We start from the raw sequence: 21,418 nt of genomic DNA on the forward strand, positions 1-21,418 counted from the left end.
GCTGTTTGTTTATTTTGTTATAACAGCCAGCGTGCAGCGGGAAACACAGATCAGCCTTTCCCGTTCATCGAAAATGTTAATCTCGCACACAATGGTTGCCCTGCCTGTGTGAACGGGTTTCGCAATCGCCGTGACCGTCCCGCCCTCTTTCACGGATTTTAAATGATTAGCATTAATCTCAAGCCCGACACACGCCTGGTTCGACCGGTCGATAAAATGCTGGGCCCCGACACTTGCAACAGTCTCTGCCAGCGCTGCTGACGCGCCACCATGCAGATATCCGAAAGGCTGCACCGTCCTCTTATCCACCGGCATCACCGCCACGCATCTCTCCGGCGTGTTTTCAGTGATTTCAATACCGAGTGCGCCGAGCAATGTATTGTTCAGATTCATAGGTCATTCTCCCTTCAAGATTTATAGTACGTTATCTGACTTGGCGATCAGCACCGCTTCAGTTCGGGAGCCGACATTCAGCTTGTTAAAAATGGATGTCAGGCTGTATTCAATTGACCGCTTGCTTAAGTGAAGCGCATCTGCGATTTCCTGATTGGTCAAACCTTTTTCGACCTCTTGGAGAATATGGCGCTCTCTCGGGGTTAACCGATCCTGCTCACTTTGAGGGGAAGAAGACGTTTTTGTTTTTTGCTGGGTCATCAGCTGTTTGAAATAGGAGAAATCAACTAAAATCTGTCCGTTGAGCACGTGATATATGTATTGCATGATTTTCTCTTTAGATTCGGTTTTGCTGATGGCGCCATGCAGGCCCGCGCGGATGGATTCTTCAAAATAATCTTCAACCTCATAGCCTGTGTAGACAATGATTTTACAGAGAGGATTCTCTTTTAAGATTTTCTTGGAAAGCTCTATGCCGCTGATGTCATCACCCAGATTTAAATCCATTAATATGAGATCGTAAGCTGAAAAATCATGCCGGAGAACGAATTGTTCACTGGCATCAGGACTGAGGCAATCGACAGAAAGATTCGTGTCCGTTTCCAGAATCGTCTTGGTGCCCTCCATGACAGCCGGATGATCATCAATCACTAGTATCTTTTTCATGGTTTCCTCCCTTTTACTCACTCATTTCCATTTTATTAAAAAGACTTGGCTTCTGCCAAGTCGATTTGGTGATAAATTGGTTACAATTCCATTTCAATATCCGCTTTAAAACCGTTTCCTTCACTTGTGTCGATTTTCATCCGTCCGTCAAGCGCACGGACGCGCTCCTTAATACCCGAAAGACCCATGCTCATCGACTGCCCGCCGCCTTCTTCCTGATTGCAGCCGACACCGTCGTCTTCATAATGCAGAATCACTTTATTTTGAATGCTGATCAGCATAATCAGCACCTCATTCGCCTGAGAATGCTTCATGGCGTTCGAAAGAAATTCCTGAATAATGCGGTACAAATTCAGCTGCGTATCCAAATCCAGCGCCGCCGTAAACCGGCCCGTATTCAGACGGATATGAAACGGCGCACGCTCCTGCTGCTGCGCGGCAAGCTTGGATACCGCCTTGACCAGACCCAAATCATACAGCAGCTGAGGACGAAGCTCATGGCACGTCTCCCGGGTCATCAAAATGACATCCGACATCTGCTCATTCATCTGATGAAGCTTGTCCTGCACCTCTATGTGGCAAGGCTCCTCTTTCTTAAAATCGGCCAGAAACAGCTCACACTGGCGCTTCAAAGAAATCAAGTCCTGCAGCACTGAATCATGCAGATCACGGGCCAAATCCGAACGCTGCTTTTCCTCGATCGTAAACATCAGCTTTTTGAGCCAGACCGGGTTTGAGCCTTGTTGCTTTAGATCTTGTAAATGGTTCATGAGTTCTTCGATCTGCAATATGTTTTCCATCGAAACACTTGTATAAAAAGACAATGTCTTTAACCAAGATATCTCATCTCTTGTCAGTCTTGGAGTATTAATGCTCGACAAACAAAGCAGAACGTATGAGTTTGCCCCTCTTTCTCCAATCTTCATCAGAAAACCTTGATTTACTTCAATAATCTTGCCAATCTCTGATGTGACTTTATCAAATTCTTTTTTATACGGCTGCCAGTTCGGTTCACTGTTCTGTTTATCAAAATACAGAATGTCTCCGTCAGAATTGATTTCAAATATATAAGCTTTACTAACAGGCAAGACGTCCAAAATAGTCTTTTTCAAATTCATAAACACTTGATTTAAAGCTGATACGCTTTTAAGAAGCTGTGTATATTTAAATATGCTGTCTTGGTAATTGTATTTTTCAGAGAAACGCTTTAAGCGAAACTTAAAGTCTAGAACTTCTTTGAAATAAAAAACGGCTAGCATGATTAGAAATACAAACAATGTAATTTGGAAAGTGTCAAAATTTTTATTTTTGTTGATGAATACTACAAATACCCAAACGATTCCTATCGTCGGAATAACTGCTAACAAGCAATAATACCTCAAACGGCCTAACAAGAAATCAATGTTGTAAATCTTATTTACGACAAATTGATATACCAATGCTAAAGGTATGAGCAGAAGAAAAGGTGCAGTAACTACAGCGCTATATACATATTGTCCAAAAATAATCAATGGAGCAATATATAATAAAGAAAAGGGTAAAAAAGCAATTGTATTAGAAACCAGAAGTACTTTTAACAGGTAAGAGAAATCCTTTTTTCTATGTTTTATTTGATATAATATGAGACTAACATAAACTACAATCATTTCTAATAAAAATGTTAAAAGGTTAAGGCTTACAATTAAATGATGACCTATTCTATCTCTAAATAATTCAAGCAGGATATTAATTAGAGGAAGAAGGTACAATAAACCAACGTAAATTCCTCTCGAAAATTTCACTTTAAGTTCTTTGAAATATTGATGCAAGAAATTTAGATATAAAACAGGCACAGCTAAAAAGGTGTAAAGATTAATGTACCTATTAATACGATAACCTCTTGTAACCCCTCCTGCGCTTAAGTATGCAATAGAAATACACAGTAAAAAGCAAATAAGAATATACGCTGAGACGCTATCTTTTCTTAGGTTGACTTTAAATATATAAAATATGCATATTAAACTAAGAAGAAAAAAGATACACGGAATAATATACGAAAAGAAACTATATGGACTATCTAAATAAATGAATTCAATATTTTTAAGTTCTATTAAACGCCCGTCTCTCTCAACTTTTAAATACTTAATTTTCGCAAGGTATGAACCATAAATATTTTCTTTTTTAGGTTTTCCGCCATTTATTTCAGTAATTCTGTCCCCAATTTTTAGACCCATTATTCTTCCATAAGAAGATTTTGAAATATCCACAACTTTTAATTCTTGGTTAGAAGACTGAACTACTTTTGTTCCTATTAATATTCCATTCTGAGTATAATAAATTATAAAAGTAAAATAAAAAATTCCGAACAATAATAAAGCAACCGTAAAACATTTCAGCAATTGTCTCAAGGAACCACAACTCTCTTGTTTTTTAAGTAAACCAAGCTGGGTCATTTCTTCTTATTTTTACATTATTATCAAAAATCTCAAGAATAGTTGGGATAAGTGAATTTGGGATACTAAGTAAACTAACTTCTTCTTTTTTTAATTTCTCTAGTACTTCTGGGTTTTTCATTAAATAATTTACGATGTCTTGATTCATTATACTGTGCCCTCATTCAATGATTTGTAATGCAATAACTCAATTTCAATATTTATTTTGTTTAATTCATTCATTATTTTATCTTCATATAATTTAATCATGATAGAAATATATTGAATCACCCCAGCATCCCAAAGCTTTTGTTTGAACGCGTCTTTATCTGAAAGCAATAATTGATATTCCTGGTTTGAATTCATTATTTTAAGAATTAATACTGACATCGGATTAAATTTTCGTTTTAAGTATAATAAAACTAAGTTATTTCTTTTTTTGTTAATATCACTGCGTTCTTTATTAAATAACCCATAATAATCATTCTCTATTTGTTTCACAATTCCTAACAAGTAAGAATAATTCTCAACAGTCTCGTTATATTCCCCGGATGCAAGCATTGTTCCCAGTACACATGGCATCGCAGTAAGTGAACCTGATTTATGTTTTATCATTTCGAGGCACTCTTCTTCAGTCTCGGCCACATTCCTTAAGTCATCATGCTGCCCCTGCATTGCTTCTAATGCATATTTTAAGGCTAACTGAGAAAATTCGGAAACTGTACAAAGCGAATTAATGAGATGGAGACTAATTGTATAGAGAGATGTTGATGCATTTAGCGAAACTGAGCGGTCAATTTTCATCCAAAGAGCACTGTCATTATCCTCATCTTCATGGTCATCCAAGATATCAAATGATAAAATCAACAATTCAATTCCAACAGCCAGTAGCTCTATTTCTTTGAAATTTGCTCCGTTAAATGCTATGTAATGCTGATATGCCAGGTTTCCAAAAAAGAAGGATTCTTTTGTTTCAATGAAAGAGCACAGCAGACTGATCAAATCTGAATTGTAAAGATTATCATTTACAATTTCCTTCATCTTCTCTTTAATCGTTTCGGCATCTAAACACATTTGCTCAATAATTGTCTTCACCCTCCCATTCTATTTTACTAAATGCAGGTGATGAAAGACAGCAGGTTTTTCGTTTTTTAACAATCGTATAATACTTTATCCACGAAATGGATAAAAAATGCACAAAAAAAAGACTTGTTTCCAAGTCTTTTTAAGAAATTTTCATTGCATATGAGAATTTATCGAGCTGATCAATGCTTTTGTTAATGTTTCGTAATGAGTCGGTTGTTTCTCTGATATCATTTTCAAGTCGGAATAATAATTGCTTTACTTCTTCTAATTTGTTTTCCACCGTTTCCACACTCCTTTTTTTGAAAGATCAATGAATTGTGTATGGTGAACGAGTCCTAGGTATTTGATCTGTTACTAATAGTGTAAACGTTTTTGCGGGATTTTTCACCGAAAAGTATGTGTAAAAGTATCTGCGTGACACCGCAAACCGGGGTAATCCCATAGTCCCGAACGGAGCATTTAGCGAACAGGACTATATAACTACCAGAAAGGCAGACGTTTAGGATGAAGCAGACCAATCTGGCGGTTCTGCTGTTTTTTTAACGGTTTTCCGACAAACCGGCAAGGACTATAGTCCCTGCCGTCGCAATTTCAAAACAGAATGGGCGAACAGCGTCGCATAACCACCGACAAACACCGAAAAGACCGCAACCCCCGCATTGTGGTCTTTTGCATGTCATAACTCGTTATCACGCCGCCTATACTCATGTATAACGAATGTTTTCTCAGGAAGGAGGCCGCCGTATGCATTATGTGTATCCATGCTTCCCTGTTTTCGCCGCGCCATACCGGAATCCTGCACCCAGTCCTCCGGTTCACGCAGATATTTTGACAGCGTCCGCAAAAGAAGCTGCGGGCATGCTGGAGGATGCGCGCCTGCTCCTTGCGCGGCTGTCGGCGTCAAAAGAGCTTGCGCGCCGCATCCTCACCGCAGCGCAATCATCTGACACCGCAGCGGTCAAGCGGCTCATTAAGCAGACCGGCATCAAAAATGACTTTGACGTGACGTATAATCCCGACGGCATCCGTGTCAGTCTGGTCAGAGAGCAAAGCCGATTTATCATCGCCCTCAGGTGGTCGGCTTAAAGCGGCTCAATCCACGATCAGCTGCCGGCACCATTCGATCGCCTGTAGGTAACATTCATACGCTTCTTCTTTGTTCAGTTCTTTTCCCCACTCGTCACAGTCCCAGTTGTTGCATTCAATGGCTTTGACGAGCGCGAGCATCTTATAATAATCGTTTTCATAACCGAGCAGCGCCTGTCCGACTTCATCGATTAAAGGCAGTTCTTTGATGATATCCTCCAGCTCCCTGTGGAGAAGCGTATCGATGAGCGAAAACATGCCGATCAGCATGTAAGAAGAGGGCTGGGGCCTTCCGGTTCTTTTCGCCAGCAGTTCGCACAGTTTGGCCCTGATTAAGGAAATCTTAATGATTTCTTTTTGGCTTGAGTGGCTTTTCGCCGTTAAATCTCTGAATGAAAGAATGTAAATCAAGCGCTTAATCTCATTCAGCCCGAGCATCATGATGGCCTGCTGGATGCTGTCTATCTTTTTTTTCAGCCTTGTTTGCGATCCGTTTAAAAAACGCAGAATCTGATACGATAAGCTGACGTCCCGCTCTATGTATTCCGTCACGCGCTGTATATTGGGCTGGTCATTGTTTAATTCGCTTAAAAGCTGGTAGTAAGAATGAAAATGAAACGTCAGATCATTTCCGCTGATGACACGCGGTTCACTGAAAAAATATCCTTGAAACAGGTGAAAGCCGTCTATGGCCGCCTGTTTATAATCTTTTCTCGTCTCCACTTTCTCCGCTAAATAAATCAGACTTTTACAGCTGTACGTCTGAATGATTTTTTTGCGCTCCAGACGCGAGGATTGCAAAAAGTCGATTTTTAAAATATCAATATATTTCATCAGCTGTTCCACTAACTCTTCATTTTCCGGATTGATGGCGTAAAAATCATCAAGTGCTAATGTATATCCTAATTTCTTCAGCTGTCTGCATCTTGAGATGAGTGCCGGAGTGATCGGTATGTCCTCAAGAATTTCGATAATAAGCTGGTCAGGATCAAAGGAGGTAGGGAGATCTGAAAACATCAGGCTTTCTGTAAAATTCACAAAGCAGCGTTTCCCCTCAGTCAGCTTTTCGATTCCGATGTTGATAAAGCTGTTAATAATGAGATCCGTCGTAGCTTTATCTCCGTCAGCGGCCGAATAACGGTTCTCTTCGCTCTCCCGGTAAAGAAGTTCATAAGCAACAACCTGTTCGTTTCTGTTGAAGATAGGCTGTCTCGCAACAAACACCTTCATTCATTTACCCCCTTAGATGCGGCTTTCGAACATAAGTATATCAAATAATTTGACGAAATTTGTCTAAATGTGAAAAATATTATCACAACAAAAAGGCCTTTCCAGAGAAAGGAAAGGCCGCTTTGTCTTCTATTCAAGTTCCCGTTTCAGCTCGCTTTTGATTTCATGAATCCGCTGCATCTTGTTGCTCCAGCAGTCTTCGCTTAAATCGACCGGATATTCTTCCGGCTTGCTGATCCGTTTGTATTCCTCCCACAGAAGTTTGAGGTTATCCTGCACGTATTGCTGGATGTCGGTAATTTCGGGATTATCATAGCATAAAACGCCGTTTTCAAAGATCGGCTCATGCAAGTCTTTCGCATAGAAGTCAGTGACGAATTTGCTGACGAACGTGTGGACGGGATGGAACATTTTTAAGCGTTTCTGATCATTTACCCGCTCGTCATAAAGCGCGATATAATCACCTTCCGAGTGGTGATTCAGCTTGTTGATAATCCGGTATACTCTCTTTCTTCCCGGCGTTGTCACTTTTTCAGGGTTTGACGAAATTTTAATGGTGTCAGTCAGTTTGCCGTCCTCTTCAATGGCGACAAGCTTGTAAACCGCGCCGAGGGCCGGCTGATCGTATGCGGTAATCAGCTTCGTGCCGATGCCCCACGTATCGATTTTCGCTCCTTGGGATTTCAGATTTAATATCGTGTGCTCGTCAAGATCGCTTGAAGCAATGACCTTTGCGTCTGTGAAACCCGCTTCATCAAGCATTTCACGCGCTTTTTTTGACAGGTACGCCAAGTCCCCGCTGTCCAGGCGGATGCCGATGAAGTTGATCCGGTCGCCGAATTCCTTTGCGACTTTAATCGCATTCGGCATGCCCGAACGGATCGTATCGTACGTATCTACGAGAAATACGCAGTCTTTGTGGGTCTCCGCATATTTCTTAAATGCCGTATATTCATCGCGGTACGCTTGTACGAGCGCATGAGCGTGCGTGCCGGATACCGGTATATTAAAACGCTTTCCGGCTCTTACATTACTCGTTGCGCTGAAGCCGCCGATCAGAGCCGCTCTCGCTCCCCACATAGCCGCATCCATTTCATGGGCGCGCCGCGTTCCGAATTCGAGGGCGTCTTCGTCACCGACAACGCCTTTAATGCGGGCCGCTTTCGTGGCGATTAATGTTTGGTAATTCACAATGTTAAGCAGAGCCGTCTCAATCAGCTGGGCTTCGATCAGGGGCGCTTCGACCCGCATAATCGGTTCGTTGTTAAAAACGAGCTCGCCTTCTTTCATGCTGTAAAGAGATCCGGTAAAAGAAAGATCCCGTAAATAATCAATGAAATCATCAGCATAGTGCAATTCCGTTTTTAAATAATTCAGATCGCTGTCGGTAAATTTGAAGTTCTCCAAGTATTCGATTGCTTTTTCTAAGCCCGCAAATACCGCATAGCCGTTTTCAAAGGGAAGCTTTCTGAAAAAAAGCTCAAAAATCGCTTTTTTCTCATGAATGCCGTCTCTCCAGTACGTTTCGGCCATATTAATTTGATAAAGATCTGTATGTAAAGACAAACTGTCGTCTTTAAAACCATGCTCCACCAAAATTATTTTCCCCTTCCTTACTCTGCCACTTGCGCTCCGATGCTGTTCTTAAAATGGGACAGGGCCCATTCATGCCCTTCCGGATTAAAGCTGGCCACAGCGTTTTGATGAATGACGATCTGAAAGCCCTTGTTGTAGGCGTCAACCGCCGTGTGAAGAACGCAGATGTCGGTGCACAGGCCCGCAAGATGCAGCTCAGTGATCTGCCGTTCCCGCAGTTTCAGCTCTAAATCCGTTCCCGCAAAAGCAGAATATCTCGTTTTTTCCATATAATTTACGTTTTTTGCGTGTTTATGTTTCTCATAAAGAGGCGATAGCCTTCCGTACAGCTCTTTGCCCTCCGTGCCGTTGATATTATGCGGAGGAAACAGGCGTGTCTCGGGATGAAAGTCATCGTCTGCATCATGCGAATCTACCGCAAAGACAACGTAATCACCGTTTTCTATAAATGCTTGCGTCAAACTGACAATCGTATCTTCAATCTGTCTCGCGGGTTCTCCGCAGGTTAATGCCCCGTTCTCTGCTGCAAAATCATTCGTATAATCAATGCATATAAATGCTTTTTTCATAGCCGGCCTCCCCGCCATTCATATGAAAACCATTATATCCTATCTCCACTTGTAAGTGAATTGGCATTGTAAAATGACAAACGGTGTTTTGCCCTTTTAAGATTTCAGGAGTGAGCGCTGAAAAATGTCATCCTGTACGTAAATGCCGTCAAGGTTCACGGCATAATCGGCGGCAAAAACCAGGCCGAGCGGCGTTTCGAATTGAAGGTCCGATATGACGGAGCTTCGGACACCGGCAAGTGCGGCAAGCTTCATATATGGTGAATAAGCATGATACGGGAGCCTTCCGTTTATATAGAGCACCGCGTCTTTTCGGCTTTTCAGCGCCTGTTTCACTTCTTCATACGGCTGCTTTTGCAGCACCTGTCCCTTCGTCAGGGCAATGATGACTCTTTCACGGAGCGAGCCTAAAAATAAATGGCGTTCATCCGGTTTCGTCTGCAGAGGGCCGTACATCCCCTGCTGTAAATAAAGGTCAACCGTTTTGTCGCTCATCGGCCTGTCCCTCCTCAGCTTGTTTTACAATTATCGCCCCGGACGGGACGCGGTAAACCGCTTCGTTACATTTCAGCCACCCAATGGGAGATCTTGCCGGCGAGCTCTCCGGCGGGCTCTTCTTCAATCAGCTTGCTGAATGATTGTAAAAGCCGCTGCGCCAGCGCCTTTTTCTCTTCCTCATAGGAAATGATCGTGCTCCACTCAAGTTCCGGAACGGCTACAAGGGTATGCTGTTCTTTTTTATTTTCATGCAGATATACATCACCGATCATTCCGGACTGCACGGTAATATTCGCTTTTCTGATTTTCATAAAAATTCCCCTTTTATAAAGACTGATTCTATTATACTACAAAAAAGCGACAGCCTCCTAAAAGGAGGCTGTCACGCGTTGAACCAATCAGGTTCGTCAAACACATCGATGTCTTCAAAGCGCGTTTTGCTGAATTTATTAGTGACTTTGATAAAATCTCCGGAATGAAACGCCCCTGCCCCCGCGCCTGAGTGGTCAACGGCTTTGGGAGAAATGGCAAACACGTCACCGAAGCTCGCCGCAGCGTCTCCGGCTAAACTCATAATATAAATCGGTCCCACAATTGCAGGCATACCCACACCTCCGCTTTTCTTTACAGCATTTTATGCGCTGCATCGGGAGTTGTGCCCGTTTTTATTTCGGCTTGCGGCTGTCTTCGAGCTTTGACCGCTGACGAAGTTTGATAAGCCGGACGATATTTAAGACGAAAGCTTTTAAAACCGCGTAAACCGGCACGGCCAGAATCATTGCGAGAATGCCGCCGAAACTGCCCGCTCCGATAAGCAGAAGAATAATGGTGAGCGGGTGGGTATTCAGCCGTTTCCCGATGACAAGCGGAGAAAGCAGGTTCCCGTCAAGCTGCTGGACGACAACGACAACAATAACGGCAAACAGCGCCTTAGCCGGCGAATCCATAAACGCGATAATCACCGCGGGCGCCGCCCCGAGAAACGGCCCCAGGTACGGAATGATATTGGTGACGGCGATCACCATCCCGAGAATTAACGCATACTGCAGGCCGATGATCCAATATCCGATAAAGCATGCCGTTCCGACAAAGAGACAAATCAGCAGCTGGCCTTGGAAATAGGCGGCCAATGTGACATATAAGTCGTTAAATATTTTCCTGCCTTCCGCCCGGTAGGAAGAAGGCAGGATTTTGACTGCCAAGAGCGGAAACCGCCGGCCGTCCTTCAGCATATAAAACAAAATGAACGGAACGGTGATCACGACAAGCGTGATATTCGTAACGACGCCGAACACGGCCGACAGGCTTGCCGTAATATTTTGCGGAAGGCTTTGTAAAAATCCCGTCAGAGACTGCTGGATTTTTTCTATCGACACATAATCCTGCGTCATCATCCACGTAAACCATTTGGAATGGGATAATTGCGCCGTCAAGACTTGAATCTGATGAATGTAATCAGGGAAATTGTTAATCAGCCCCGTGACCTGGGAAGCCACAATCGGTCCGATGGCGGTGAACATAAAGGCAATCAGGCCGATGAAAACGAGATAAATGAGCAGGATCGCCAATGTCCGGGGGATTTTTTTCTCAAGCAGGCGCACGATCGGATTAAAAATGAAAAACAAAATGCCCGAGATCAAAATCGGGAAAAACAGAGTGGTGATAAAACCGAAAAACGGCTGAAAAATAAACGAGACTTTCGTTGATACGTAAATAATGAGCAAAACGAGCAAAATTTGCAGCGTCCAAAAATGGACCTTTGATTTCAACAAGCGGTTTCCTCCTATTGTTATGTGAACTTGTACTGTGATTGTACCAAAAAAAGCCGCCGTGCATCTATGTATCTCAAAAAGAAGACGCACCGGGGTTCTATAGGGCCGCCTCCGGTTTGCGCCTTATTCGGGCTGTTACACGCGTTCGGTATAATCAGGCATGACGGAAACCACATGGCGGTTTCTGATATAAAATACACGGTCATGCGTTTCTTCAATGGCGATGTGATCCGGAGCGGCATCAATCAGCCGTCCTCTGATAATGCGTCTGACGGTTTGAATAATAAACCTTGAGCCGATAAGCTTATGGATGGTCTGATAAACGTAAGGGTCCACTAACGAGACGATTTGCGGGCTTCCTTGTTGGGCCATTTTCGCTGATCCCCTTTACTATGTTTTCCTTCAGCATATGCAGCGGACAAAGGCTTTGACACAGTACGTCTATCGGAGCGGAAAAGGTGTTAGTGAGCATGCGGAGTTATGTAAGGGGAAAAGGCCGCATGAGTGGCCTAGACTGAGCTTCTTATGGGATATTGGGCTTGGTCAATTAACTGATCAAGCTTTTGGATTTGTTTGAGCGCGGCCGTGTGATCCATTTGGCGGTAATGGTGATGTCCGCCGGGTTCTTCATCGAGTTCATCCGCTTGTTTCACGATTTGCTGGAGCGTATTCTTGTCCAGTTCGCCTTCAGGCAGATAGGAATCGGTGTGAAGCAGAATCGCCAGCGCAATGTCCTTCGCCGCTTTCGGTTCTTCACCGAGCCGGATGAGCAGCTTATGCGCCCGTTCCGCGCCTTTAATGGCATGGATATCGTTTCTTCTGTACTTTTCATAATCCCATTTGCCGTCTGTGTACCATTCATAATGGCCGACGTCATGCAGTAAAGCCGCTTTCGCCGCCAGATCCGGGCTGACACCTGCTTTTACGGCAAGACGGTATGCATGAAACGCGCAGGCGATCGCATGGGCGACACCGGAACGCTGTAAATACTTTTGTGCGATTGGATGGGTGAAGACATCCATTAACGTTACATTTCTCATGGAAACCCCTCCTTATTTATATTTTTAGAATCCTAACATAAATCGAGAAGAAACTCAATTCATCTGATACATTTCTTATACCCCTTATACGTTGTTTCATTCATCATATGCCGCCGGACTCCGAAGTGATTGTACAAACAAAAAAGAGCAGCGTGAAAGCTGCTCTACAAAAATTCTTTGATATCGTATATCCGTCCGTTTTCCGGCTCGCCCGCGATCAGTGAGTGAATGACGCCGGCGATGTATTCAGGACTTCTGAGGTTTTTCGTTTCTTTCAGATTGCGGAACCGTTCGATGTCATGGAAATCTTCTTTTGACGAAGAACGGATGACAGCCTGCATGTCTGTATCCATCACTCCCGGCGAGAATGAGATCATGCGGACCGGCAGCTCTTCATCTTCCTGTTCAAACCCGAATGTTCTCGTAAACATATCAAGCCCCGCTTTTGAGCTGCAATACGCGCTCCAGCCTTTATAAGGATTTTTCGCCGCGCCCGATGTGATGTTGACAATTGTTTTGCTGCCGCTGAACGCTTCGAAACGCTTTGTGAACATTTGGCTGAGCAAAACGGGCGCCGTCAGATTAAGGGTGTAATGACGGTTCAATTCTTCGGCGGAAGCCTCTTTCGCCCGCTTGATCGGTTCCACCATTCCGGCATTGTTGATCAGTGTGACGGCGGAGTACCCCTTCTCCTCTGCTTGATCAAGAATCGCCTTCATCTGCCGCCCGGTATCTGCCAGGTCGGTTAGATCAACACTGTATTCTGTCAGTCCCTCGCGCTTTTCCCCGCTTATCGTTCTTGAAAGCGCGGCGACTTCGGCTCCTTCTTGAAGCGCCTGTTCCGTAAGCGCCCGGCCCAAGCCTTTTGACGCGCCTGTTATAAGAAAAAACTGCATGAAACTCCTCCTTTTTTTCTTATTTTACGGGCTGTCTTCCCGCAAACACAAGCGATCCGTTTACCGCTTTGCCTTTTCCTGCGCCGTGACTTTCGGGATCAGATAGATCATGGCCGCAATCCCGAGGAGTATCAAGACGGCATAAATGACAGGCAGCAGAAAAGAAGTCTTTTTCTCTTCCGTTTCCATATCTGCCGAGGTACGCCTCACCGCCGGCTCGGCAAATGTGATACCCAGTTTTTTCGATTGCGCTTTGATCGTATTCGGCTCCGTGTCTGACGATGTAAACAAATTTGATATCAGTTTGTCATCCGGGTTTTCGGCCGGCTGATCAAAGGTGATATCCTTCTGTTCTTTCGGAAGCGCCGTTTTTTCCTCAGAGTAGGCATCGTCGTGCAGGTAATCCGTACGAATTTCAATGTCTTTCTTTTCATATTCATTCGGCTTGACATCAGTATTTTCCTCATTCGCGGCTGCGGCTTGGGGAAGGAAAAGGAAAAAGGAGAGAGCAAACAGCAGCAATCCTTTTTCCATGAACGTGTTACGCCTCATAAGACTGATCACTTTCCTCCGTTTTTTCCGCAAACAGCCGAATGACGAGCGGAAGCGCCGCCGCAATCAGCGTAATGATCGCAAGAACCGTTACCCCCATCGCAAACAGATGGCCCGTTCCGTATTGAATATCGATATAGACTTTCGAAACCGGACTGTCAAAGGTGAAGTTCGGCATAATCAGGTCGATCAAAGGCGCCACATAAAAGAGAATGAGCGCTGATGATGCGATCCATCCGGTAATCGAGCTGAAGCCAAAGGCTGCCCGGATAAAAGCTGAACTCGCCGCAAGCAAGAGAATCGTAAAGACTGACCATTTAATCGTCTGATCGTCCGGAAGCGAGTAGATATTCAGACCGAACAGACTGATCATCAATCCGACCATAATGTTTAAAATCCCAAAGAGCGCGCCTTTGACAAGAAGCGGCGCCTGCTGATAATACGAGCTGAAATAGCCGATCAGAAGACTGCTGATCAGGACGATCACCAAAATGACGACCGGCGGAACATTCTGAACCCGGTCTTCCGGCACCTCTCCGCTGATTTTAAGCGGGTTGGCGAGATAATCATAAACGTAGCCGTTTTCCTGTCCGTCAACGAGCGCGTTCCCTAAAATGCCGTACACGTCATTTCTGATCAATTTCGTGGAATCGACGTTTTTGCCCCAGTTGCTGTTCAGGGTGTCCGCTTTTTGCTGGACGTCATTTACGCTTTGCTGCATATTGTCGGTATAGCTGATGATGCCGGACTGGCGTTCTGACAGATGGCCCATCGTGTCAGACATTTGCAGGACTTCGCGGCCGACGGTATCCTGAGCGCCGAGCGCCATCGTTCCGGTTAATCCGTCTCCGCTGAACGCGGCCGCTTCCTGCACAGCGCCTTCAGCCAGCTGATCGGATGCTTTCGCCGCGCTGTCTGAAATGCTGGCGAGCTCATCGAGCACTCCGGCTTGTTCATCTCTGATATACGAGCTGTAGTTATCCGAGAATTCGGTCATGCCTTTAATGAAATTGCTGATGTCTTCATCTGTCTGCATCTTGTTGTTTTTCAGGTTTTCCCAGCTTGCCGTTTCCACCGGTTTGATGGCGAGAACGGTTTGAACTTCGCCTTGCTGGGCTTTCAGCACCCTGTTTTTCACATCAGGCAGCGAGCCCGCGTCAAGAGAGTGATAGAGTGTCGCCTCATACAGGGATAAATCATTATAGTAACTCATTAAATCGGATATTTCTTTTGTATTGATGACAGCGGTAAATATCTGTTCAAGAGCAGATTTGCGGCCGCCATCCAATGACGGGTAGTTCAAAATGTTCTGTTCTGTTCTTACAATCATTCTGTAAATGGTATTGAAGTCTTGTTTTCTCTTTTCTTCCAATTCTTCCAGCTTTTTCTTTGCGCGTTTTTTGACGTCATCAATCTGGTCTTTAAGGCCTTGGATTTCTTCATCAAGAGCATCGAGACGTTTTTTCAGTTCTTCATTATGAGTCTGCTGTTTTTCTTCCAGCTCTTTTTCAATTTGCTGAATGCGCTCTGCGGCTTGGTTCAGCCTTTCTTTCGCCTCAGATATGTCTGTGCCTCCGTCCCCTTCAGAATCGTTCGGATCGTCCGCCGGCTCATCAGCAGGCGGAGTGACGTTTTTAGCGGCTGTCGCGGTCTGGACGGTTTTTGGCTCCTGATCGCCTGTGTTATCAGAAGCAGGCTGCTCTTCTTTTGTGCCGTCTTCCGTTTTTCCGTCTTCTCCGGGATTCGTTCCGTTATTCGGATCGGTATCGCCGGAGTTTTCACCGTCATCGCCTTGGCCCGGGTTTTCGGGTTCCGGTTTTTCTTTTTCCGGTTCTTTTAATCCGTCAGAAATGTGATTGATTTCAGCGGAGATGCGTTTTAACTCGTCACGCTGATCGTCAAGGTCAATTTTCAGATCGCCGGGTTTTTCTTCTTCCGGTTTTTCTTCTTCTTTCGGTTCATCCGAGCCGTCATCCCCCGGGTCCTTTTCCGGAACGGTTAATGCCTGCCGATCCCTTTTCATAAGGGTTTGGATGCTGTTCAGTGTTTCAAATCTTGCTTGAGCTTTATATTGAGTCAAATAATTGTCCAGTAAATTGGATTGAATATTCGCCATCCCGCGTTCCTGATCAGGAACCTGCGCTTCTCTCACCTGTTGGGCGGCAAAAAGAGCCGATCCCGTCTGGGCAAGCTGTGTCTGCGCCTGGTTTATGCCTGAAGACAGCCCGCTCATCATCGTGCTGAACTGGTTGGCGGCCTGCTGTGCTTTAATGGCATTCAGTCCGGTTGTGATTTGCTTTTGATTTTGTTCCTGCGCGGCCATCAGCAGTTTTTTCTGATTTTCTTGATATTGTTTATAGCGCTCGACCGTATCGGCAAAGTCTTTGAGCGTGGTTTTGGCTTCATCTGCCGAGGTCAATTTTTCTTTTGCCGCGCCCTGCGCTTCATTCATTGATTTTTTCAGTTCGTCAATCAGGTCTTTTTGCCGTTTGATTTCACCTGCCAAGTCATTGGAGCTCGGCTTGTAAAAATTGTACATAACGTTTTGAAATTCTGATTCTTTATTGACGATCTTGTCAAAATCGCCTCGGACATTGTTCACTTTTTGTGAGACGAAATTCCAATATAATGCCGACATTTTTTTATTCATTGATTTTTGGGCGTCTTCTAGCTCACGCTGCACTTTTTCTTTGTTGACGGCGTTCAGGTTGCTTTGAATATTGAATGTCAGCGTGGCTTTTTGCGGACGCTCCTTGTCATAGCTTAAGATATCTTTTGAAAAATCGGATGGAATGTAAACGACGGCGTCATACTTCTTAGCCGCCAGGCCGTTTTCAGCCGCGCTCCTGTTGACAACCGTCCATGAATAATCCGGACGGCCGCCGAGAGCGGCCGCTACTTCTTTGCCGAAATGGACGGATTCCTCTTCCTCATTTTCATCTGTTTGTAAGCCCATGTCTTCATTCACGACTGCGATTTGGCGGGTGGCGTTGATTTTTTGTTTTCCCGGGTCATCGCCGATAAACCGGAAAAACAGCACCGGCAGCAGCAGAATGATGACGACCGCGGCTATTAATTTGATCAGGCTTTTTCGTTGTTCAGTCATCTGACGGCCTCCCTTTCCGCTGAACATAAAGGTATTTGGATTTTTTGCTCCTTCCCGTTTTCAACCAAATAGCCGAAGCCCGGCTGAATGTCCGGTTCCTGCCTTTGGTAAGGCAGCGGAATGACATTTTGTTCGGATTTTTTCACAAGCAGCATCGCGTGGCGGATCTGTTTCATTTCCGTCGTTAAGGAATCATAGCCTTTTGAGAATTCGCTGTGATTGCCCGCCGGAATAAAACTGAAGCCCACATGCGCGTAAGATTTCATAAACATCGCCAGTTTGTCCTGAATGGCGGTGTCGATCGTCTGCTGGAATCTTGTAATGCCGTCGGCCATTAACACGACCGGAGAGAAACTGAGTTTGTGCACATCGCCATTTTTGACGGCCTGCGCATACTGAGCTTCGCGCTCCGTGAAAATGGCTTCTGCCGTTTCGATCCACTGCCGGACGTCTTCTTTTGTGTCCAGATAGCTGACCTTTGTTTCCTGCGCATACTGCGACAGTCCGCGGTCAATCGAGTCAAACAGCCCGACCCGTTCCGTACCTTCACGCAGCAGGTGATTCAGCATCACTTTCAGGATGTTTGTTTTTCCACGCTGTGTCTGGCCCAAAATAAGACAATGTTTATTTTTGCCCAGATCAAAGTACACAGGGCTGACCTTTTCCTCATGAAGCCCGACAGGAATGCGGAACGGTTCTTGATGCGGGCCGAGACGGAGTGAAAATTCGCCGGCCGTCAGCCTATCCGGAAGCATCGGAATCGGGTCTGGGCCGGCTGTTCCGGCGTGGCGCTCAGCTAAAGCTTTGACATCATCTTTCAGCGCCTGGAACATCTCAAGGTCATTTTCCGCTTCAGCCGGAAGAAACATTTGCGCGAAATACAGTTCTTCTTTTTGGATCATGACGCGGCCCGGGATCGGTTCGAGACTGAACGGCGGACGCCCGTAAATGGAGTATCCTTCTGACTGATCCATTAAATAATGGACGACTTTCGTTTTTATGTTGTTTAACAGCGACTGGCGGACGGCGTTTACCCTCGTTGCGGTCAGCAGGAAGTAAATGCCTAAGCTTTGCCCGTCGCGTGAAATCTGGATAAATTCTGTTTCTAATTCATGCATTTCATCTTTTACGATGTCGAAATTGTCAATTGTGATAAATATAAATGGCAGCTCTTCTTCACTGAGCGAATTGTACATTTTGATATGGCTGACTTCTTTTTCTCTGAACAGCCGTTTCCGCCGCTCGATTTCTTCCTTGATGCGGATCATGAATTTTTCGATCTTTCTCATTTGATCCATTAAGAAATAGTCTGCGGTGTGCGGAAGCTTTGCCAATGGCAGAAGCGTGCCGTTTCCGAAATCAAAGATGTACATATGAAGCTCTTCTGGCGTGTATCCTTCCGCGAAGTTCATCAGGAAGGTGATGGCAGCCACTGACTTGCCGTAGCCGGATGAGCCGAAAATGCCGATATTGCCGTCATCCATCATCGTATAAGCGAGAGGCGCCTGTCTTTGCTGATCAGGCTCATCCACGCAGGCGATGAAGAAGCGGTCTTTTTCCTGCGCAGGGTAAAGCGTGCGCGGGATACGTTCGGCAAGCGGCGGAAGCCACGGGCTCGGCAGCTTTTCAATGCCCATTTCATTTTGAATCCGCTCGATTTCTTCGACTACGGCTTCTATTTCTGCCGGGGCGTCTTTTTTCGCCGCATCATCCGCATCCACCTCAGACAGCGGAATTAAGCCGGTATCGGTAACGATGGCAATGTCATCCTCGGTGCCGTATACATCTTCCATGTAAGGGGCGCCGCTCCAGGCAGACTGGAACTGCTCATACACTTCGTTATTTCCGACTTGCAAGTAGCCGCGTCCGGTGACCGTAATATTTGCCGCATCACTGTTTTTCAGGATTTCTTTACTGTCACTTGCATCCTGCACTTTCAGCGCGACCTTAAAGCGTGAGTTGCTCCATATTTGGTCGTCAATGATGCCGCCCGGCTTTTGCGTGGCGAGAATTAAATGCACACCAAGGCTCCGTCCGATGCGGGCCGCGCTGACAAGCTCCCTGATAAAGTCAGGCTCTTCGCTTTTCAGCTCGGCGAATTCATCTGAAATCAAAAACAGGTGCGGCATCGGAATATCCGTTTCTCCCTTTTTATACAGCTTTGTATAGTCATTGATGTGATTGACGCGATATTGATCAAACAGCCGCTGCCGTTTTTTCAGCTCGCTTTTAATGGATGCAAGCGCCCTGATACTGAAGTTTCTGCTTCCTTCAATATTCGTGATGGTTCCGAGAAGGTGCGGCATCTTGCGGAACGGCTGGGCCATTCCTCCGCCCTTATAGTCAATCAGCAAAAACGCCGCTTCATGCGGGTGGAAATGAACGGCCAATGACAGGATGTACGTTTGCAGAAATTCACTTTTCCCGGAGCCGGTCGTTCCCGCCAGCAATCCGTGCGGCCCGTGCGCTTTTTCATGCAGGTTTAAATAGACGATGTCGTCTTTTCCTTTATAGCCGATCGGAACAGCCAGCGATTTTGCAGACTCACTTGTCTCCCACTTCTGCCTGATGCCGATTTCTTTTACTTCCTTCGCATGAAACAGCTCCAGAAATGAGACCGTTTCAGGAATGGAATTCGTCATTCCGACCTGATGGTGCAATGTCCGAAGCGTCCGGGAAAACCGCTCGTTGTTTGTCCGTTCGTGCCTGTCCAGCTTAAACGGGATCTGTACCGCTTTTTTCTGCTGAATGAGAATGTCTCCCTCATCTTCATTAATGTAGCGTACGAGGGTGTGAATGTTTTCCGCCAGGCTTTCCTTCGTTTCCGCGGCGATGATTGCCGAGATGCCGAGATGCTCATGCCGGCCTTCGATATATTCTAAAATGACGTGCTCTGCGATCAGCTGCTGATTTGTGATGACAAAGACAAAATGCGGCTGGAAGATCTTCTTTTCTTTATCTTCTTCCAAATCCCGCTCCCGCAGCAGCTCGTAAATGGACGATAACAATTGATCGCGGGTCTGTTCATTGTAAATAAATCCTTTCGCATACATATGAGGCAGCTGAAATTGCGGCAGCCACTTCATCCATTCCCATTCCTTATATTCGTCCTCATGAAAGATAAAGACAAATCGCAGGTCATGGTAGCTGTTGAAGAACGCGAGCTGGCCGATCAGCTGGTGAATTTCATTTTTGACGATCTGGGGTTTCCCGACAAGCCCCATCGGCCCTTCTTGTAAATCAACGGTCACGGGCGCATGGCGGATATCTTTATACACACGCTGCATGTGCTGCGACTGCTCCATCAAGTCATCCACATCACGGTTCGCCAGGTCTCCGCCGCTCATTGAAATCTCGTAGCTTGCCGGGACCGTGCCCGTTCCAAGCCGAAGCATCAGAAAATCCCTGCTTTCCAGCGATTTCTCCCAAATGCGGCCGCTGATTTCAGAAGTTAAATATTTCATTTTTTCAAACGGGGGAAAATGATGCGTCAGCACTTGCAGCTGTTTTTCCGACAGCGTCTGAAGCTCTTCCCGTTTGCTTTCCAAATACTGCTTGTACACACGCTCCCGTTTTTCCTCCCGTTTTTTCCGCTGGTTTTTTTCACGGAAATACTGCACGGTGGACGTAATGAGAGTCATCATAAACATCGCCAAAGAGACAAGGATGAATATGCCCCTCGGCTGTATAATGGCGACAACCCCCATTACAATCAGCATGACCAAAGGAGGCAGAATGACGAGCCACAGCCCCCGGTTATTCTGTTCGCTTTCCTGCGAGGGAAAGCTGAATGAAACGCGGTCTTCTGGAAGATCGTAGACCATGCGCGGCGTTCTTCGATATTGCGGGTATTTCTTTTTCATTTCGGTGCTTGGTTTTACCGTTTTGGTTAAACCGGTTTGAAGCTTTTCGTGATGAACGACTTCTAAAAGGTCGTCCTCCGTCAGCCTCACACGCAGAAAATTCCACAGCAGCTCATCTCCCATGCGGAGCCTTTCGGGAGCTTCTGCAAGCTTTCCGTTCACATAAACGTCCTGGCCATCAGGGACGACAGACCAGCATCCTGCCGACTTTCGCAGATAAAAAGCCCCTGTTTGAGCGGAGGACGGCTCTTTGTATATATCCGCTTCCTCTGTTTCTGATGAGAAAACGATCTCATCCTTCCCGCCGATAAAATAGACGGAGGATTCTTCCCGGTCAGGGGTGAGCAGAAGCCGCATCGTCTCTTCTTCAATCCGGCAGGGCATTTCATTTCCTATTGTCAATTCGCCGGCACAGTTATTTCCCAGGAAAACATCATAACGATCTGTTTCTTTTCGATAAAGGGTTGCGGCGTTTTGCCGTAACGGAAGTGTGCCGAACGTGATTGTATCTTTCATATCCGGACCGATCGTAATCGGCTGAGACGGCGGGAGTTCAGACAGCTGAATCTTTTGTACGTGCTCTCGGTAAAAGACCCATAACAGACTCATATGGCGAACCTCCTGACAGCCTGATCGTTACCTGCGGCCATTTGA

At 45.6% G+C, this 21,418-nt stretch carries 20 protein-coding genes; 1 reads left to right on the top strand and 19 read right to left on the bottom strand.

The features are described from left to right. Positions 1-9 precede the first annotated feature (9 nt). The 6 genes from GNE05_RS16140 to degQ form a co-directional block, all read right to left on the bottom strand. Entirely contained in the window at positions 10-393 is a 384-nt protein-coding gene (locus GNE05_RS16140; protein WP_160182981.1) for a hotdog fold thioesterase, read from the bottom strand. Between the two features lie 21 nt (positions 394-414). Beyond that, positions 415-1,059: a two-component system response regulator ComA gene (locus GNE05_RS16145; protein WP_003152052.1), complete on the bottom strand. Its 645-nt coding sequence runs from the start codon at positions 1,057-1,059 to the stop codon at positions 415-417. Positions 1,060-1,139: 80 nt separating this feature from the next. Further along, the gene (locus GNE05_RS16150) at positions 1,140-3,491 is read right to left on the bottom strand and encodes a sensor histidine kinase (protein ID WP_328700097.1); all 2,352 of its coding nucleotides are present in this window, start codon (positions 3,489-3,491) and stop codon (positions 1,140-1,142) included. After that, positions 3,469-3,639, bottom strand: a complete 171-nt coding sequence (gene comX / locus GNE05_RS16155) for a competence pheromone ComX (protein WP_032863917.1) — start codon at positions 3,637-3,639, stop codon at positions 3,469-3,471. Before comX ends, GNE05_RS16150 begins: the two co-directional genes overlap by 23 nt. Continuing rightward, entirely contained in the window at positions 3,639-4,544 is a 906-nt protein-coding gene (locus tag GNE05_RS16160; RefSeq protein ID WP_014418764.1) for a polyprenyl synthetase family protein, read from the bottom strand. The genes comX and GNE05_RS16160 overlap by 1 nt, the downstream gene beginning before the upstream one ends. Before the next feature lie 151 nt (positions 4,545-4,695). Further along, a complete protein-coding gene (gene degQ / locus GNE05_RS16165; RefSeq protein WP_003152043.1) occupies positions 4,696-4,836 on the bottom strand; it encodes a degradation enzyme regulation protein DegQ in 141 nt (46 codons plus the stop codon). A gap of 464 nt (positions 4,837-5,300) precedes the next feature. On the opposite strand from degQ, the gene GNE05_RS16170 reads away from it, so the two are divergent. Next, positions 5,301-5,642, top strand: coding sequence for a YuzC family spore coat inner layer protein (locus tag GNE05_RS16170; RefSeq protein ID WP_021495366.1), 342 nt, complete (start codon positions 5,301-5,303; stop codon positions 5,640-5,642). A 6-nt stretch (positions 5,643-5,648) separates the two neighbouring features. On the opposite strand, the gene GNE05_RS16175 is transcribed toward GNE05_RS16170, so the two are convergent. The 13 genes from GNE05_RS16175 to essC all read right to left on the bottom strand — a co-directional run bounded on the left by GNE05_RS16175 (position 5,649) and on the right by essC (position 21,373). Continuing rightward, entirely contained in the window at positions 5,649-6,872 is a 1,224-nt protein-coding gene (locus GNE05_RS16175; protein WP_007613436.1) for an EAL and HDOD domain-containing protein, read from the bottom strand. A 129-nt stretch (positions 6,873-7,001) separates the two neighbouring features. Next, a complete protein-coding gene (locus GNE05_RS16180; protein WP_014418767.1) occupies positions 7,002-8,468 on the bottom strand; it encodes a nicotinate phosphoribosyltransferase in 1,467 nt (488 codons plus the stop codon). A 17-nt stretch (positions 8,469-8,485) separates the two neighbouring features. After that, entirely contained in the window at positions 8,486-9,037 is a 552-nt protein-coding gene (locus GNE05_RS16185) for a cysteine hydrolase family protein (protein WP_003152033.1), read from the bottom strand. Between the two features lie 96 nt (positions 9,038-9,133). Next, positions 9,134-9,532: a YueI family protein gene (locus GNE05_RS16190; protein ID WP_003152031.1), complete on the bottom strand. Its 399-nt coding sequence runs from the start codon at positions 9,530-9,532 to the stop codon at positions 9,134-9,136. Positions 9,533-9,597: 65 nt separating this feature from the next. Next, positions 9,598-9,846: a YueH family protein gene (locus GNE05_RS16195; RefSeq protein ID WP_003152028.1), complete on the bottom strand. Its 249-nt coding sequence runs from the start codon at positions 9,844-9,846 to the stop codon at positions 9,598-9,600. 71 nt (positions 9,847-9,917) lie between these two features. Next, a complete protein-coding gene (locus GNE05_RS16200; protein ID WP_014418768.1) occupies positions 9,918-10,139 on the bottom strand; it encodes a spore germination protein in 222 nt (73 codons plus the stop codon). Positions 10,140-10,200: 61 nt separating this feature from the next. Continuing rightward, positions 10,201-11,307 carry an AI-2E family transporter gene (locus GNE05_RS16205; RefSeq protein WP_014418769.1) on the bottom strand — a complete coding sequence of 369 codons (1,107 nt, stop codon included), beginning with the start codon at positions 11,305-11,307 and terminating at the stop codon, positions 10,201-10,203. A gap of 135 nt (positions 11,308-11,442) precedes the next feature. After that, the gene (locus GNE05_RS16210) at positions 11,443-11,679 is read right to left on the bottom strand and encodes a DUF2642 domain-containing protein (protein ID WP_095060625.1); all 237 of its coding nucleotides are present in this window, start codon (positions 11,677-11,679) and stop codon (positions 11,443-11,445) included. A gap of 137 nt (positions 11,680-11,816) precedes the next feature. Continuing rightward, positions 11,817-12,347 (bottom strand): HD domain-containing protein, encoded by a 531-nt coding sequence (locus GNE05_RS16215; protein ID WP_007613450.1) that lies wholly within the window; start codon positions 12,345-12,347, stop codon positions 11,817-11,819. Between the two features lie 164 nt (positions 12,348-12,511). After that, the gene (locus GNE05_RS16220) at positions 12,512-13,243 is read right to left on the bottom strand and encodes a (S)-benzoin forming benzil reductase (RefSeq protein ID WP_007408685.1); all 732 of its coding nucleotides are present in this window, start codon (positions 13,241-13,243) and stop codon (positions 12,512-12,514) included. Between the two features lie 60 nt (positions 13,244-13,303). Then, entirely contained in the window at positions 13,304-13,777 is a 474-nt protein-coding gene (gene essA / locus GNE05_RS16225; protein WP_021495371.1) for a type VII secretion protein EssA, read from the bottom strand. A 7-nt stretch (positions 13,778-13,784) separates the two neighbouring features. After that, a complete protein-coding gene (esaA, locus tag GNE05_RS16230; RefSeq protein WP_160182983.1) occupies positions 13,785-16,901 on the bottom strand; it encodes a type VII secretion protein EsaA in 3,117 nt (1,038 codons plus the stop codon). Further along, the gene (gene essC / locus GNE05_RS16235; RefSeq protein ID WP_160182984.1) at positions 16,898-21,373 is read right to left on the bottom strand and encodes a type VII secretion protein EssC; all 4,476 of its coding nucleotides are present in this window, start codon (positions 21,371-21,373) and stop codon (positions 16,898-16,900) included. The genes esaA and essC overlap by 4 nt, the downstream gene beginning before the upstream one ends. Positions 21,374-21,418 lie beyond the last annotated feature (45 nt).

The sequence above is a fragment of the Bacillus sp. AM1(2019) genome, from assembly GCF_009906915.1.
GTDB classification, from domain to species: domain Bacteria; phylum Bacillota; class Bacilli; order Bacillales; family Bacillaceae; genus Bacillus; species Bacillus velezensis.